The 15,783-nt window shown below is 71.7% G+C and carries 10 protein-coding genes; 3 read left to right on the forward strand and 7 right to left on the reverse strand.

Translation table 11 applies throughout. The annotated features are described in order from the left end of the window. The first annotated feature begins 56 nt into the window (after positions 1-56). On the forward strand, positions 57-752 hold the full coding sequence (locus ACSHXC_RS23895) for an HAD family hydrolase (protein ID WP_438293567.1): 696 nt from the start codon (positions 57-59) through the stop codon (positions 750-752). A 6-nt stretch (positions 753-758) separates the two neighbouring features. Here the strand turns inward: ACSHXC_RS23895 and ACSHXC_RS23900 are convergent, their stop codons facing one another. Continuing rightward, positions 759-1,325, reverse strand: coding sequence for a DJ-1/PfpI family protein (locus ACSHXC_RS23900; protein WP_438293568.1), 567 nt, complete (start codon positions 1,323-1,325; stop codon positions 759-761). A gap of 460 nt (positions 1,326-1,785) precedes the next feature. On the opposite strand from ACSHXC_RS23900, the gene ACSHXC_RS23905 reads away from it, so the two are divergent. After that, positions 1,786-6,777 (forward strand): NAD-glutamate dehydrogenase, encoded by a 4,992-nt coding sequence (locus ACSHXC_RS23905; protein WP_438293569.1) that lies wholly within the window; start codon positions 1,786-1,788, stop codon positions 6,775-6,777. Positions 6,778-6,852: 75 nt separating this feature from the next. Here the strand turns inward: ACSHXC_RS23905 and ACSHXC_RS23910 are convergent, their stop codons facing one another. The 5 genes from ACSHXC_RS23910 to ACSHXC_RS23930 form a co-directional block, all read right to left on the reverse strand. Then, positions 6,853-8,619, reverse strand: coding sequence for a serine/threonine-protein kinase (locus ACSHXC_RS23910; protein WP_438296780.1), 1,767 nt, complete (start codon positions 8,617-8,619; stop codon positions 6,853-6,855). Positions 8,620-8,767: 148 nt separating this feature from the next. Further along, on the reverse strand, positions 8,768-9,112 hold the full coding sequence (locus ACSHXC_RS23915) for a hypothetical protein (RefSeq protein WP_438293570.1): 345 nt from the start codon (positions 9,110-9,112) through the stop codon (positions 8,768-8,770). Between the two features lie 65 nt (positions 9,113-9,177). Continuing rightward, positions 9,178-10,470, reverse strand: coding sequence for a glycosyltransferase 87 family protein (locus ACSHXC_RS23920; protein WP_438293571.1), 1,293 nt, complete (start codon positions 10,468-10,470; stop codon positions 9,178-9,180). A 162-nt stretch (positions 10,471-10,632) separates the two neighbouring features. Then, positions 10,633-11,445: an ABC transporter ATP-binding protein gene (locus ACSHXC_RS23925; RefSeq protein ID WP_438293572.1), complete on the reverse strand. Its 813-nt coding sequence runs from the start codon at positions 11,443-11,445 to the stop codon at positions 10,633-10,635. Next, a complete protein-coding gene (locus tag ACSHXC_RS23930) occupies positions 11,438-12,337 on the reverse strand; it encodes an ABC transporter permease (protein WP_438296782.1) in 900 nt (299 codons plus the stop codon). Before ACSHXC_RS23930 ends, ACSHXC_RS23925 begins: the two co-directional genes overlap by 8 nt. A gap of 204 nt (positions 12,338-12,541) precedes the next feature. Here ACSHXC_RS23930 and ACSHXC_RS23935 point away from each other — a divergent pair, with 204 nt between their 5' ends. Continuing rightward, positions 12,542-13,174 carry a TetR/AcrR family transcriptional regulator gene (locus ACSHXC_RS23935; RefSeq protein ID WP_438293573.1) on the forward strand — a complete coding sequence of 211 codons (633 nt, stop codon included), beginning with the start codon at positions 12,542-12,544 and terminating at the stop codon, positions 13,172-13,174. 201 nt (positions 13,175-13,375) lie between these two features. Here ACSHXC_RS23935 and ACSHXC_RS23940 read toward each other — a convergent pair whose 3' ends face one another. Then, on the reverse strand, positions 13,376-15,625 hold the full coding sequence (locus ACSHXC_RS23940) for a bifunctional glycosyltransferase/CDP-glycerol:glycerophosphate glycerophosphotransferase (RefSeq protein WP_438293574.1): 2,250 nt from the start codon (positions 15,623-15,625) through the stop codon (positions 13,376-13,378). Positions 15,626-15,783: the final 158 nt, after the last annotated feature.

A 15,783-nucleotide genomic window follows, 5' to 3' on the forward strand; every position in this document is an offset into this window, starting at 1 on the left:
CCTGCGGCTACGGCCGCTCGTGGTCGATTGTCAGTGGGGGTGGGTACCGTTTTGGCATGGGGAACGGCAGGCAGGACACGGGGAAACGCCCAGCCCATCTCGTCTGGGACTGGAACGGCACGCTGCTCGACGACAACGTGGCGATCATCGAGGCGACCAACGCCGCGTTCGCGGAGCTGGGTCTGGAGCCGATCACGCTGGAGCGCTACCGCGATCTGTACTGCGTGCCGATACCCCGGTTCTACCAGCGCCTGATCGGTCGGCTGCCCACGGACGCCGAGTGGCTGGTCATGGACGAGGCCTTCCACCAGCAGTACTGGGCGAGGGCGGACGCCTGCGGGCTCACCGAGGGCGCGGCCGAGCTCCTCGCGGCGCGCTGGGCGGCCGGGCTCAGCCAGTCGCTGCTCTCCATGGCGCCGCACGAACACCTGGTGCCGATCGTGCGGCGGCACGGCATCACCGACCACTTCGTACGCGTCGACGGACGCACCGGGCCCTCGCACGGCAGCAAGGCGGAGCACATGGTGCGCCACCTGACCGCGCTGCGGGCGGCGGACCCCGAGATATCCGGCGAGCGGACCGTGGTGATCGGGGACGCGGTCGACGACGCGGTGGCCGCGGCGGCCGTGGGCGCGAAGGCGGTGCTGTTCACCGGCGGCTCCCACAGCCGGGCCAGCCTCGCCGCGGCGGGGGTGCCGGTCGTCGACTCCCTCGCCGAGGCGGTGGCCGTCGCGGAGGACCTGGTCGGCTGAGCGGGGTTACGTCACCGGAGCCTTCGCCCGCAGCACCGTCAGGAACTCCCGCATCCAGCGGGAGTGGTCCGGCCAGGCGCGGGCGGAGACCAGGGTGCCGTCCACCACGGTCTCGGCGTCCTGGAACGTCGCGCCCGCGGTCTGCATGTCCAGCTCAAGGGCGGGATACGCGGTGACCCGGCGCCCGCTCAGGCCGCCGATCGCGGCCGTCAGGAGCGGGCCGTGACAGATCTGGGCGACCGGCTTGTCGGTGTCGAAGAAGGCCTTCAGGATCTTCCTCAGCTCCGGGTCGTTGCGGAGGTACTCGGGGGCCCGGCCGCCCGGGATCACCAAGGCGGCGTACTGGCCGGGGTCGACTTCCGAGAAGGCCAGATCGGCGGGCCAGGTGTAGCCGGGCTTCTCCGTGTACGTGTCGAAGCCGGGCTCGAAGTCGTGGACCACGAACCGCAGCTTCTTGCGGGCCGGGGCCGCGATGTGGACGTCGTACCCCTCCTCGCGCAGACGCTGGTACGGGTAGAGGACTTCCAGGGATTCGGCGGCGTCGCCGGTCACGATGAGGATCTTGGCTGCCATGAGTGCACTCCCTCTCAGGGGCTGGAGCTCAGGTGGCTGGAGGTCGATCGCACCTGCGGATTCCGTACCGTCAACCTGCCCGCGCGGCGCCGGTTTGCCAAGAGGGCTCGTTCTCGCCGCCACGTCGCTGTCCAGAGTGTCAAACTTCGGGCCCAGCTTTTGTACACATAAGGCTCATGACGGTTCGGGGGGAAGGGGCGATAGCCTTGACCCGTGATCAGCGCGATATGCCGCGGAGGCACTGACGCCTCTGCCCTGCGCCCGGAGCACCACCGTGCCCGGGCAGTCGCTGATTCCCTCCACCCGGAATCAAGGCCCGAAGCCACAAAATTGGCCGGTAAGCGCCCGGGTATCTCTCATCGCGGCATAGCGTCGACACCGACCGGACACCCCGCGTCGTGGCGTTGCGTCGCTTCTTTCCCCTACGTCACGCAACGGCGCGCGACAGGAGCCAGAGGACATGCAGACCAAGCTGGACGAAGCCAAGGCCGAGCTGCTCGCACGGGCGGCCCGGGTAGCTGAGAACAGCCCGGCCGGGGGGCCCGGAGGCCTGGGGGACACCCCCCGGACCGACCGGGCAGCCACGACCGGGGCCACGAGCGAGGAAGGTCCCGACCAGGGCGTCCTTCTCGGGTACCTCCAGCGCTACTACCTGCACACCGCTCCCGAGGACCTGGCCGACCGCGACCCGGTCGACGTCTTCGGCGCAGCGCTCTCCCACTACCGCCTCGCGGAGAACCGGCCGCAGGGCACGGCGAACGTCCGGGTGCACACCCCCACGGTCGAGGAGAACGGCTGGACCTGCAGCCACTCCGTCGTCGAGGTCGTCACCGACGACATGCCCTTCCTCGTCGACTCGGTCACCAACGAGCTGTCCCGGCAGAGCCGCGGCATCCACGTCGTGATCCACCCGCAGGTCGTCGTCCGCCGCGACCTCACCGGCAAGCTCATCGAGGTCCTCGACACCGGCGCGCAGACCGCCGAGCTGCCGCACGACGCGCTCACCGAGTCCTGGATCCACGTCGAGATCGACCGCGAGACCGACCGCGCCGACCTGAAGCAGATCACCGCCGACCTGCTGCGCGTCCTGTCCGACGTACGGGAAGCCGTCGAGGACTGGGAGAAGATGCGCGACGCCGCGCTGCGCATCGCCGACGAGCTGCCCAAGGAGCCGAAGGCCGGCGACCTGCGCGAGGAGGACGTCGACGAGGCCCGCGAGCTCCTGCGCTGGCTCTCCGACGACCACTTCACCTTCCTCGGCTACCGCGAGTACCAGCTCACCGACGACGACTCGCTGTCCGCCGTCCCCGGCACCGGCCTCGGCATCCTGCGCTCCGACCCGCAGCACGGCGAGGACGACGGCCACCCCGTCTCGCCGTCCTTCAGCAGACTGCCCGCCGACGCCCGCGCCAAGGCCCGCGAGCACAAGCTCCTCGTGCTGACCAAGGCCAACAGCCGGGCCACCGTGCACCGGCCCTCCTACCTCGACTACGTCGGCGTGAAGAAGTTCGACGAGCAGGGCAACGTCGTCGGCGAGCGCCGCTTCCTCGGCCTGTTCTCCTCGGCCGCCTACACCGAGTCCGTGCGCCGGGTGCCGGTCGTGCGCCGCAAGGTCGAAGAGGTCCTCAAGGGCGCCGGCTTCTCGCCCAACAGCCACGACGGCCGCGACCTGCTCCAGATCATGGAGACCTACCCGCGCGACGAGCTGTTCCAGACCCCGGCCGACCAGCTGCGCTCCATCGTGACCTCCGTGCTGTACCTCCAGGAGCGGCGCCGGCTGCGTCTGTACCTGCGCCAGGACGAGTACGGCCGCTACTACTCGGCGCTGATCTACCTGCCGCGCGACCGCTACACCACGGGCGTACGGCTGCGGCTCATCGAGATCCTCAAGGAGGAGCTCGGCGGCACCAGCGTCGACTTCACCGCCTGGAACACCGAGTCGATCCTGTCCCGGCTGCACTTCGTGGTGCGCGTCCCGGCCGGCACCGAGCTGACCGAGCTCACCGACGCCGATTCCGACCGCATCGAGGCCCGCCTGGTGGAGGCCGCCCGCTCCTGGGCCGACGGCTTCTCCGACGCGCTGAACGCCGAGTGCGGCGAGGAGCGCGCCGCCGAGCTGCTCCGCCGCTACGGCCACGCGTTCCCCGAGGGCTACAAGGCCGACCACTCGCCGCGCGCGGCGGTCGCCGACCTCGTCCACCTGGAGCAACTCACCCACGGGCGGCGGGACTTCGCGCTCTCCCTGTACGAGCCGGTCGGCGCGGCCCCCGGCGAGCGCCGTTTCAAGATCTACCGGATCGGCGAGCAGGTCTCGCTGTCCGCGGTCCTCCCGGTGCTCCAGCGCCTGGGCGTCGAGGTCACCGACGAGCGGCCCTACGAGCTGCGCTGCGCGGACCGTACGCACGCCTGGATCTACGACTTCGGCCTGCGCATGCCGAAGAAGACCAACGGCAACGGCGACTACCTCGCCGACGACGCCCGCGAACGCTTCCAGGAGGCCTTCGCCGCGACCTGGACGGGCGCCGCCGAGAACGACGGCTTCAACTCCCTGGTGCTGCGCGCCGGTCTCAACTGGCGCCAGGCGATGGTGCTCCGCGCCTACGCCAAGTACCTGCGCCAGGCCGGCTCCACGTTCAGCCAGGACTACATGGAGGACACCCTCCGCGACAACGTCCACACCACCCGGCTGCTCGTCTCGCTCTTCGAGGCCCGGCTCTCGCCGGACCGCCAGCGGGCCGGCACCGAGCTGATCGACGGGCTCCTCGAAGAGCTCGACGGCGCGCTCGACCAGGTGGCGAGCCTCGACGAGGACCGCATCCTGCGCTCCTTCCTCACCGTCATCAAGGCCACGCTGCGCACGAACTTCTTCCAGGAGACGGTCGACGGTTCGCCGCACGCCTACGTCTCGATGAAGTTCGACCCGCAGGCGATCCCCGATCTGCCGGCGCCCCGCCCGGCGTTCGAGATCTGGGTGTACTCGCCGCGCGTCGAGGGCGTCCACCTGCGCTTCGGCAAGGTCGCCCGAGGAGGGCTCCGCTGGTCCGACCGGCGTGAGGACTTCCGCACCGAGATCCTCGGCCTGGTCAAGGCGCAGATGGTGAAGAACACCGTCATCGTGCCGGTCGGCGCCAAGGGCGGCTTCGTCGCCAAGCAGCTCCCCGACCCGTCGGTGGACCGCGACGCCTGGCTCGCCGAGGGCATCGCCAGCTACAAGACGTTCATCTCGGCGCTGCTCGACATCACCGACAACCTGGTCGCGGGCGAGGTCGTCCCGCCGGCCGACGTGGTCCGCCACGACGAGGACGACACCTACCTGGTGGTCGCCGCCGACAAGGGCACCGCCACGTTCTCGGACATCGCCAACGACGTGGCGATCAGCTACAACTTCTGGCTCGGCGACGCCTTCGCCTCCGGCGGCTCCGCCGGATACGACCACAAGGGCATGGGCATCACCGCCCGCGGCGCCTGGGAGTCCGTCAAGCGGCACTTCCGCGAACTCGGCCACGACAGCCAGAGCGAGGACTTCACGGTCGTCGGCGTCGGCGACATGTCGGGCGACGTGTTCGGCAACGGCATGCTGCTCTCCGAGCACATCCGGCTGGTCGCGGCCTTCGACCACCGGCACATCTTCATCGACCCGCAGCCGGACGCGGCCGTCTCCTACGCCGAGCGCCGCCGCCTGTTCGACCTGCCGCGCTCCAGCTGGGCCGACTACAACAAGGAGCTCCTCTCGGCGGGCGGTGGCATCCACCCCCGCACCGCCAAGTCGATCCCGCTGAACGCGCACGTCCGCGAGGCCCTCGGCATCGCCCCCGGCGTCACCAAGCTGACCCCGGCCGACCTGATGCAGGCCATCCTCAAGGCCCCGGTCGACCTGCTGTGGAACGGCGGCATCGGTACGTATGTGAAGTCGTCGGCGGAGTCCAACGCGGACGTCGGCGACAAGGCCAACGACGCGATCCGCGTCAACGGCGAGGACCTGCGCGTCAAGGTCGTCGGCGAAGGCGGCAACCTGGGCCTGACCCAGCTCGGCCGGATCGAGTTCGACCGCAAGGGCGGCCCCGAGGGCGAGGGCGGCAAGGTCAACACCGACGCCATCGACAACAGCGCGGGCGTGGACACCTCCGACCACGAGGTGAACATCAAGATCCTGCTCAACGCCCTGGTGGCGGACGGCGACATGACTGTCAAGCAGCGCAACAAGATCCTCGCGGCGATGACCGACGAGGTCGGCCACCTGGTGCTGCGCAACAACTACGCGCAGAACGTGGCGCTGGCCAACGCGGTCGCGCAGTCGCCCTCGCTGCTCCACGCCCACCAGCGCTTCATGCGGCGCCTCGGCCGCGACGGCCACCTGGACCGGGCTCTGGAGTTCCTGCCCAACGACCGCCAGATCCGTGAACTGCTGGGCGGCGGCAAGGGGCTCAGCCAGCCCGAGCTCGCCGTGCTGATGGCGTACACCAAGATCACGGTGGCCGACGAGCTGATCCACACCGGTCTGCCGGACGACCCGCACCTGGCCAAGCTGCTGCACGCCTACTTCCCGCAGCAGCTCCGCGAGAAGTTCACCGAGGCCGTCGACGGGCACGCGCTGCGCCGCGAGATCATCACGACCGTCCTGGTCAACGACACCGTCAACATCGGTGGTTCGACCTTCCTGCACCGGCTCCGCGAGGAGACCGGGGCCTCGCTCGAAGAGATCGTGCGGGCGCACGCCGCGGCCCGCGAGATCTTCGGCGTGAGCGGGGTGTGGGACGCCGTCGAGGCGCTCGACAACAAGGCCGCCGCCGACGTCCAGACCCGTATCCGGCTGCACTCGCGCCGCCTGGTCGAGCGCGGCACCCGCTGGCTGCTCAACAACCGGCCGCAGCCGCTCCAGATCGCCGAGACGATCGAGGACTTCTCGGCCGGTGTGGCCCAGGTCTGGGACTCGCTCGCGAACCTGCTGCGGGGCGCCGATCTGGAGTGGTACCAGGGCATCCTGGACGAGCTGACCGGTATGGGCGTGCCCGAGGAACTCGCGCGACGCGTCGCCGGGTTCTCCTCGGTCTTCCCGGCGCTCGACGTCGTGGCCATCGCGGCCCGCACCGGCAAGGAGCCGCTCCAGGTCGCCGAGGTCTACTACGACCTCGCGGACCGGCTGCGGATCACCCAGCTCCTGGACCGGATCATCGAGCTGCCGCGGGCCGACCGCTGGCAGTCGATGGCGCGCGCGGCCATCCGCGAGGACCTGTTCGCGGCGCACGCCGGGCTGACCCAGGACGTCCTGTCGGTCGGCAACGGCACGACGTCGCCGGAGCAGCGCTTCAAGGACTGGGAGGAGAAGAACGCGGCGATCCTGGGCCGTGCCCGCACGACCCTGGAGGAGATCCAGTCCTCCGACGCGTTCGACCTGGCGAACCTGTCCGTTGCGATGCGGACCATGCGGACGTTGCTGCGCACGCACAGCTGACCGCGCCCCTCAGGCGCTTGAAAGGGCGCCCACCGTTCAACTGGTGGGCGCCCTTCCGCGTGCTGGTGAGCCCGGCTACTGGCCCGGCTTCCAGAGGGTCAGGGTGCCCTCGTAGGTCGGGACGTGGCTCGTGTTGCTGTCCGGGGTCACCTTGGTGATCTTCCACATGGCGACGTTGCCCTTGGACGTGACGGTGCACATCGCGTCGCCCGCCTTGATGACGCCGTCCCCGGCCAGCGCCTTGCCGGCCTCGGAGGAAGGCAGCGGGTTCTGCAGGGCGCCCGCCCGGCACTCCTCGGGGGTGAGCCCCGAGGCCTTGCCCATGGGCCGGGTGAAGTCCACCCGGTCGTCGCGGAACTCCAACTCCTCGTCGGAGGAGTCGAGTTTGCCCGTCGGGTCGACCTTCGGTGCGTCGAAGTCCACCGAGGTGTTGTCGAGCCCCGACGGGGTGCGCACGGTGAGCGGCTTGTCCTGGAAGAGCACGGTGTACGTGGCGTCGGCGGGCGGCGCCGAGGGGCTTCCGGATGCGTCGCCGGACGGGGCGGGAGTGTCGGCCTCGCTGCCCGAAGAGGCCTTCGGCGTAGGGGAGTCGGACGGCTTGTCGTCCTTGGCGTCGGTCTTCACGTCGTCGCCCGTGTCGCGCGTCAGCCACACGGCCGCTCCCGCGCCCGCACCGAGCGCGACCACCAGGGCCACCGCGATCAGCGCCGTACGTCCACGTCGCTTGGCCGGGGCGGGCGCCGCCGGGGCATGCGGCGCGGCCGTGCCGTAGGCGGGCGGCTGCCGGCCGTCCGGTCCGGAGAACTCCGGCTGCTGCGCGGGCGGCGCGTACGTCGGCACGTACCCCGGTGGCTGACCGGTGGGCGGGCCCTGCGGCATCGCCGGGGGAACCGTCGGCTGCTGCGGGGGAGCCGTCGGAGCGGGCGGCGGGGGTGAGGCCGCCGCCTGCTCGCTGCGTACGATCTCGGCGGCGACCGGGGCGGGCAGCCAGCCCGCGAAGTCGCGCAGCGGGCGGCCCGCGGCCTGCTCGCACAGCGGGGCGAGCTCGGCGGGGCCGATGCGCTGCGCCGGGTCGGCCGCGAGCGTGCACTCCAGGAGCGGGCGCAGCTCGTCGGGGTAGCCGCTCAGGTCCGGCGGGCGGTGCGCCGAGTTGGCGATCTGCGCGGCGACCGTGATGGCGCCGCCGTCGCCGTAGGGGTGCCGGCCGGTGGCGGCGACGGCGGCGATCAGGCCGAGCGAGAACACGTCGGTGGCGGGCGTGAGCTGCTCGCCGAGCGCGTGCTCGGGCGACATGTACTGCGGGGTGCCGATCATGCCGCCGCTCGCGGTGAGCTGCGTGGCGTCGGCGGCCCGGGCGATGCCGAAGTCGATGACGTACGGGCCGCCGGAGCCGAGCAGGATGTTGCTGGGCTTCAGGTCGCGGTGGATGACCCCGGCCGCGTGGATCGCGGTCAGCGCCTGGGCCGCGCAGCCTATGAGCTGGAAGACGGCGGACAGCGGCAGCGGACCGAACCGGTTCAGGGCGTCGGACAGCGCGAGGCCCGGCACGTACTGGGTGGCGAGCCAGGGGCGCTCGCCGCTCGTGTCGTGGTCCATGACCGGCACGATGTGGTAGCCCTGCACACGGCGGGCCGCCTGCACCTCCTGCTCGAAGCGGCGCCGGAAGTCGTGGTCCTGGCCGTACTCGCGGCGGATCACCTTGAGAGCGACCGGCTGGCCGCCGCGGGTGTGCGAGAGGTAGACCGTCCCCATGCCGCCTTCGCCGATGCGGGCGAGCAGCTGGTAGCCGGCGGTCTCGCGCGGGTCCTCCGGCCCGAGCGGGCTGAGTGTGTCGCCGACGATGGGATCCTCCTGGGTTCTGGGTTTCGGCTGGGTCGGGTGGGCATCCGGGGTGATTCCCCTGGCCCTGGGGTGGTGGCCCTCAACCCACTTGACTGCAACCGGCGTTGAGGCCGAGGAACTGGGGGTGCTGCCCCCGGGTCCCCGCTCCTCAAACGCCGGAGGGGCTGTTCTTGCCGGGGTTTTCGCCCGGCGGGGTTTGCCTGGGGGCGGTCCTCGGGGCCGTCGGCAGGGTCAGGCGCAGGCGGGCCGCTCGCTCGGCGGTGTTCACCGCAGCCGCGTGCGGTGGGGAGAGCCGGGCCTCAAAGTCCTGGGGGCCGCGGCCCGAGGGCTTGCGGTACAGGTCCGCCAACCCCGCCGCGCTGGGCCGGAGTTCGGGCCGGGCGGACAGGTAGACCGTGCCCATGCCGCCCTCGCCGGTCCTGGCCTCCAGGACGTAGCCCGAGACCGCGCGCGGCTCGTCCGAGCGCAGCGGCAGGAAACGCGTGTCCGGCACCTTCGGCCCCCCCCCCGTGGTCGCCCGGTGATCTGCCGGTCGGGTCCGGTCAGTTGGATCAGAGACTAGCGCGCTCCGCCGACAGGGGTGACCGTGGTTGTCGAGGCGGTCACTGTCGACGTCCACAGCCTTCGGCACGAGAGCAGGGTGGCTGCCAGCAGCAAGGTGTTGCGGGCGGTCATCACCCCGGTGCCCAGGGCGGATCCGGCCATGACCTCGTCGTACAGGCAGGGGAAGGCCAGGGCGCTCAACGTGGCTGCCGGGAGCAGGAGTTGGGCCACCGGGCGCTGGGTGGTCTGGCGTGAGGTGAGGCAGGCGGCGGCCAGGCCGAGCAGCCAGATCAGGTACTGGGGGCTGATCACCCGGCTCGTCACGGTGAACAGGAGCACCGCGCACAGCGCCGCGTCGAGCGGCACCGCCACCGTCCAGCGCCGGGCGCGCACCCGCCAGAACAGCAGCCAGCAGAGCGCGAGTCCGGTCAGGGCCAGGCTGAGGGTGGCCAGCGCCGAGACGTACGGGCCGGTGAACTCCATGGCTCCGTACCGGTAGACGACCCGGCCGGGGCGGCCCGTGAGCAGGTGGGCGAGCTGGAGCGCGGTGCCGCCGAGCGATTCGATCTGGAGGCCCCGGCCGCCCTGCTGGCGGGCGAAGTCCAGGGTGTGGTCGAAGGCGAGGGCGAGGGCGGCGAGCAGGGCGGCCGCCGAGCCGAGCGCGCCGAGCAGCGCGCGGCGGGCGCCGCGGCCGGGCGGGGCGCCGATCAGGGTGAGCAGCGGCCACACCTTGACCAGGGCGCCGAGTCCCGCGAGCGCGCCGCCGAGGCCGGGCCGGCGGCGCAGTGCGAGCAGGGCGCCGACGGCGACCGCGGTGACCTGTACGTCGTAGCGGGCGTACGGGATGTGCAGGAGCAGCGGGAGTCCGGCCACCCACAGCCAGGCTCCCGCCGCGCTGCCGCCGGGGCGGGCGCCGGCCCGGACCAGCGCGCGGGCGATCAGCGCGTCGCAGCCGACGGTGACGGCGGTGAAGGCCTGGAAGAAGGTGAGGAAGGGGAGGAGTGCGGGGGCGAGCATGATCGCCCCCGCGCCCGGCGGGTACTGCCAGGTGGGGTCCCCGAACGGGAAGGCGCCCGTGCCGAGCTGCTCGTACCAGCGCCGGTAGAGGACATACACCTCGCCGGTCACGCCGCCGGCACCGAGCCGGTCGGTGACCAGGAGGTGGAGCATCAGCGCGCGGGTGGCGAGCCAGCTCGCGACGAGGGCCGCGGACCGGGTGCGGCGGCCGAAGGCGCCGGGGTCGGGCGCGGGCGCCGGGGCCGGGATGCGGACCCGGGCGGGCGGCGGGGGCATCTGAGAGGGCGTCATCGCGCGAATTTTATGCGCGCTTTGTCCTGTTTTCGCGAGGCGCCGCGAGGGGCATGGTGCGAGGCGTCGCCGCGACAGCGGAGTGCACGGGCGTGTCGCGCTGGGCGCCGGGCAAAGAGCTGTGCGGGGCGCCCCGGCGGCGCCCCGCGCCCGCCCGGGCCGCTACTTCTTCTTCGTGAACCGCTCGTACGCCGCGATCACCTCGGGCGTCGGGCCGTCCATCCGCAGCGTGCCCGACTCCAGCCAGAGCGTCCGCTCACAGGTCTCCTTGATCGAGGCGTTGCTGTGGCTGACCAGGAAGACGGTGCCCGCCTCCTGGCGCAGCTCGTTGATGCGCTCCTGGCTGCGGCGCTGGAACCGGGCGTCACCGGTGGCCAGGGCCTCGTCGATGAGGAGGACGTCGTGGTTCTTGGCGGCCGCGATGGAGAAGCGCAGCCGCGCGCTCATGCCGGACGAGTATGTGCGCATCGGGAGCGAGATGAAGTCGTCCTTCTCGTTGATCCCGGAGAAGTCGACGATGTCGTCGTAGCGCTCGCGCACCTCCTCGCGCGACATGCCCATGGCGAGCCCGCCGAGGGTGACATTGCGCTCGCCGGTCAGATCGTTCATCAGGGCCGCGTTCACGCCGAGCAGCGAGGGCTGGCCCTGGGTGTAGATCTTGCCCCGGGCGGTCGGCAGGAGCCCCGCGACCGCCTTGAGCAGGGTCGACTTGCCCGAGCCGTTGGAGCCGATGAGGCCGATCGCCTCGCCGCGCCGGGCCACGAAGGTGACGCCCTTGACGGCGTGCACCTCGCGCATGCCCGGGGTCTCCTTGCGCGAGACGATCCGGTTGAGCGCGGCGGTGGCCCCGCCCTTGCCCTTGGATCCGGTCCCGTTGACCTTGTAGACGATGTGCACGTCGTCGACGATCACGGTCGGCTCGCCGAGTTCGGCCGCCGCGGCCTCCGCCTTGTCCGGTGTCCGGGTCTCAGCCACGTCCGTACTGCTCCTCTGCCTTCCAGAAGTACATGAAGCCCAGGGCCAGCGCGACGACCGCCCAGCCGCCGGCCACCGCCCACACGTGCGGGGGCAGCTTGCTCGCGTGGAAGCTCCGGATCATCGCGAACCGGACCAGGTCGATGTAGACCGCGGCCGGGTTGAGCCCGAGCAACTGGCCCACCAGGGGGTTCATCTTCTTGAGCTGCGGGCCCAGGTTCCACATCACGCCGGACATGTACATCCAGGTACGCAGGATGAACGGCATCACCTGGGCGATGTCCGGGGTCTTCGCGGTGACCCGGGCCATCACGAGCGACAGGCCCGTGTTGAACATCGACTGCAGGACCAGCGCCGGGACCAGCAGCAGCCACGAGACGCCGGGCAGCTGGCCGAAGCACATGATGATGATCGCGAGCGCGGCCAGCGAGAACAGCAGCTGCTGGAGCTGCTGGAGGGCGAGCGAGACGGGCAGCGAGGCGCGCGGGAAGTGCAGCGCCCTCACCAGGCCGATGTTGCCGGTGATCGCGCGGGTGCCCGCCATGATCGAGTTGGCCGTGAAGGTCCAGATGAACACGCCCGTGACCAGCCACGGGATGTAGTCCGGCGTGCTGCCCTTGTTGCCCATCAGGACGCCGAAGATGAAGTAGTACACCGCCGCGTTCAGAAGCGGCGTCATCAACTGCCAGATCTGGCCCAGCTTCGCCTCGCTGTACTGCGCGGTCAGCTTGGCGGTGGCGAACGCGGTGATGAAGTGGCGCCGGGCCCACAGCTGCCGCACGTACTCGGGCAGGGAGGGGCGGGCGCCGCTCACCTTCAGGCCGTACTTCTCGGCCAGCTCGGCCGGGCTGAGGGCCTGGTCGCCGGTGTACCGGGCGGACTGCGTCGGGATGGAGGCCGACGCGGCCGATGGTGCTGCGGTCTCGCGCGCAGCTGCGGTCTGGCTCACTACGGTCGCTTTCGCCGGGGGATCCCGGGAGGCTTCCCGGGGCGGGGGATCACTTGCGACGGAACGGACCCGTATCGTCGCTACGGCGAGAGTAGGACGGCTCTGCGTCGCAACGCAACCGTCTCGTCGCAACGCTATGCTCAAGGCATGACCAAGACGGACCCGGAGATCGCCGCGAACCGCCCGCCGTCACGCCGCGCCCCCGCGGGCGCGGCCGTGCTGCGCGAGGACGTGACGGACGCCATCCGGGCGGCCGTCTTCGAGGAGCTCGCCGCGGTCGGCTTCGCCCGGATGTCCATCGAGGGCATCGCGCGCCGCGCGGGGGTCGGCAAGACCGCGGTCTATCGCCGGTGGAAGTCGAAGCTGAGCCTGGTCCTCGACCTGGTGTCGGCCTTCGCGGAACAGGGCCTTCCGGTGCCGCACACGGGCTCCCTGCACGGGGACATCCGAGCCCTGCTGGCGGTCGCCTCGCTCGCCCTGCGCCACCCCATCGCCTCGCAGGTCATCCCCGACCTGCTCGTCGAGTCCGTACGCCACCCGGAGATCGCCGACGCGATCAAGGCGGCGCTGCTCGACGGCCAGCAGGGTGTCGCCGCGGTCGTCGTCCGCGAGGCGGTCGAACGGGGCGAGCTGCCCCCGGGGGCGGACCCCGACCGAGCCCTCGACCTGATCGTGGGCCCGCTGTACTGGCGCCTGGTCGTAGTCAAGGGAGCCCTGCCGAAGGGCTACCTGGACGACCTGGCCAAGTCGGCAGTGGCGGCCCTGAAGGCAACGGGCTAGCGGGTAGGCGGGCTCGGCCACCGCACCCTTGAGCGGCGCGGGGCTGTGACATCGTGCGGCTCCGCCGCGATGGGGGTCCCCCTTGTTCGAGCGAAGCCGAGAACTTGGGGGAGTGACCGGCCGCCGACGGCCCGCGGCCGACGATCAGCACGCACAAGCGCCCCGGACCCGGCGCCCCGCGCGCCGCGCCCCCCTCCGGACTCAGCGCCCCGCGCCGGACCCCGCCCCCTCCGGGGCGAACTCGGTCCCCCTGACACGCTGCCCGGGCAGATTCCGGCCCGTGGGGGCGGCGGCCCCCGAGTCGCCGAGGAACACCCGCCGAACCACCCGCTCCGCCGCATGCCCGTCGTCGTACGGGCAGAACCGCGTGCGGAAGGCGGACCGCAGCTGGGCCGAGCGGGAGCCGCGCCAGTGGCCGGTGGTGAAGATGTCGATCAGCTCGTCGTCGTTGCGGGCGACCGCGCCCGGCGGGCAGCTCCGCAGGTCGAAGTAGGTGCCCCGGGCCGCCTCGTACGCCTCGCGGTCGTCGTCGAGGATCACGATCGGCCGGTCGAGACCGGCGTAGTCGAACATCAGGGACGAGTAGTCCGTGACGAGCGCGTCCGAGACCAGGAAGAGCTCCTCGACGCTCGGGTACCCCGTGACGTCCAGGACGCGCGGCAGCTGGATGCGGTTCAGCGGCGCCCGGTAGGAGAAGTGGGCGCGGGTCAGCAGGAAGAACTCCGGGCCGAGCGCGCGGCCGAACCGCTCCAGATCGAGCGGGAGGTGCTGGCTGCGGCTGTAGTCGCGGTGCGTCGGCGCGTACAGGACGACCGTCGACTGCCCCGGTACGCCGAGTAGTTCGCGCAGTCCAGCCACGGCAGCGGGAGTGGCGCGGCGCAGCACGTCGTTGCGCGGGCTGCCGTATTCGAGCGTGGTGTACGCGGCCGGGAAGGCGCGCTCGCCGGCGAGGGTGGCGTGCCGGTTGGCGGACAGGGCGTAGTCCCACTTGTCGGCGTCGGCGAGCAGGCGGGCGGGGTCGCTGTCGCGCGAGGCCGCCGGACGGTCCGCCAGATCCAGGCCCACCTTCTTGAGCTGGGTGCCGTGGTGGGTCTGGAGCAGGATCTGGCCGGGCCGCTTGACCAGGCGGTGGTCGAACTCGACGTTGTTCACCAGGTACTTGGCCCGCGCGAGGGCCGCGAAGTAGCCGAAGCTGTCGGGGCGCAGGCGGGGGGTGGTCGACGGCACCGTCGCGTCGTGCTCGGGCGTGGTGATCCAGGCGGTCCGCATCCCGGGGAGGAGTTCGCGGACCTTCGCCTCGATCGCCGCGGGGCTGCACGCGTAGCCGCGGTTCCCGTACGCGCTGAACACCGCCAGGTCCTCGAATACGGGCAGGCGTCGCTGGACCCGGTAGTGCAGGCCGAGCGCGGCCGAGCGCACCGGACGCACCAGCGTCGCGGTGAGCGCCCGGGTGCGGGCACGCAGCGCGCGGATTCCTCGCAGCACGCGGTAGATGCGGTACCTGCCGAAGCGGACGCCGAAGTACCGCAGTCCGGCGGCGCCCGGCACGCGGTGGCGGCCGTAGTGGGCGCGGGCCAGGCGGAAGAACTCGGTGCGGGTGCGCGCGGAGAGGCCGGGCGCGGTGAGGACGGTGGCGGAGGCGGCCGCGAGGTGGTCGGCCATCCGGCGCGCGAGCACCGGGCGCCAACTGCTCAGCTCGGGACGGGAGTCGATGAAGTCGAAGGTGCGGTCGTACTGCGGGAAGAGGTCGAAATGGCGGCCGGGCGCCGGGGCCGGGCCGCGCCGCCTGCGGTGGTGCACACAGACCCGCTCCAGGGTGCTGAGCGAACCCGCCGCGAGGAGCGCCGCGTACGACCAGAAGGTGTCCGTCTGCCGGCCGGGCGCGAAGGTGAGCCCCTCGCGCTCGGTGAACTCCCGCTTGTACGCCTTGTTCCAGGCCGGGGCCGGCTGCCTCAACAGGGCCGGGCGCTCGTCCAGTTGGAAGGGGGCGGGGCCCGACTCGGTGAGGTGCGGCGGCAGGACGTCCTCCCTCCCGCCCGACCAGTGCGTGTGGGCGTGGCCGAAGACCAGCACGTCGGGGTCGCCGGACGCCTTGAGCCGGTCGGCGATGTCGCGCAGGGCGTGCGGGGCGAGGGTGTCGTCGCCGTCGAGGAACAGTACGTAATCGCCGGTGGCGCGGGCGAGCCCGGCGTTGCGGGCGGGGCCAGGGCCCTGGCCGGGGTCGGCCGGGTCCGCGGGCAGGTGCACCGCGATGACCCGGGGATCGCGGGCGGCGACCTCGTCGATGATCTCGCCGCAGGAGTCGGGCGAGCCGGCGTCGACCGCGATCACTTCCAGGTCGAACGCCGGGCTCTCGTCACTCTCGTACGTCTGACTCAGTACCGATTCCAGACAGGCGTGAAGATGGGCCTGGAGCTTGTACGCGGGCACGATGACGCTGAACCGGGGCAACGGAACATCCTGGGGGCGTGAGAGGACACGGGTGGATGGCCCGTGAACGTCCGAAGGAGTGATCCGGTTACGCCGCCGGTGCCGTCCGGCGTAGTCGCGTGATCATGCGCTTGACGTGGTGTCATGCGAGCGCGCTGCTGTGATCGTTCGATCGAGTG

Origin of the sequence: Streptomyces sp. HUAS TT7 (assembly GCF_051550175.1) — a bacterium.
Classification (GTDB): Bacteria; Actinomycetota; Actinomycetes; order Streptomycetales; family Streptomycetaceae; genus Streptomyces.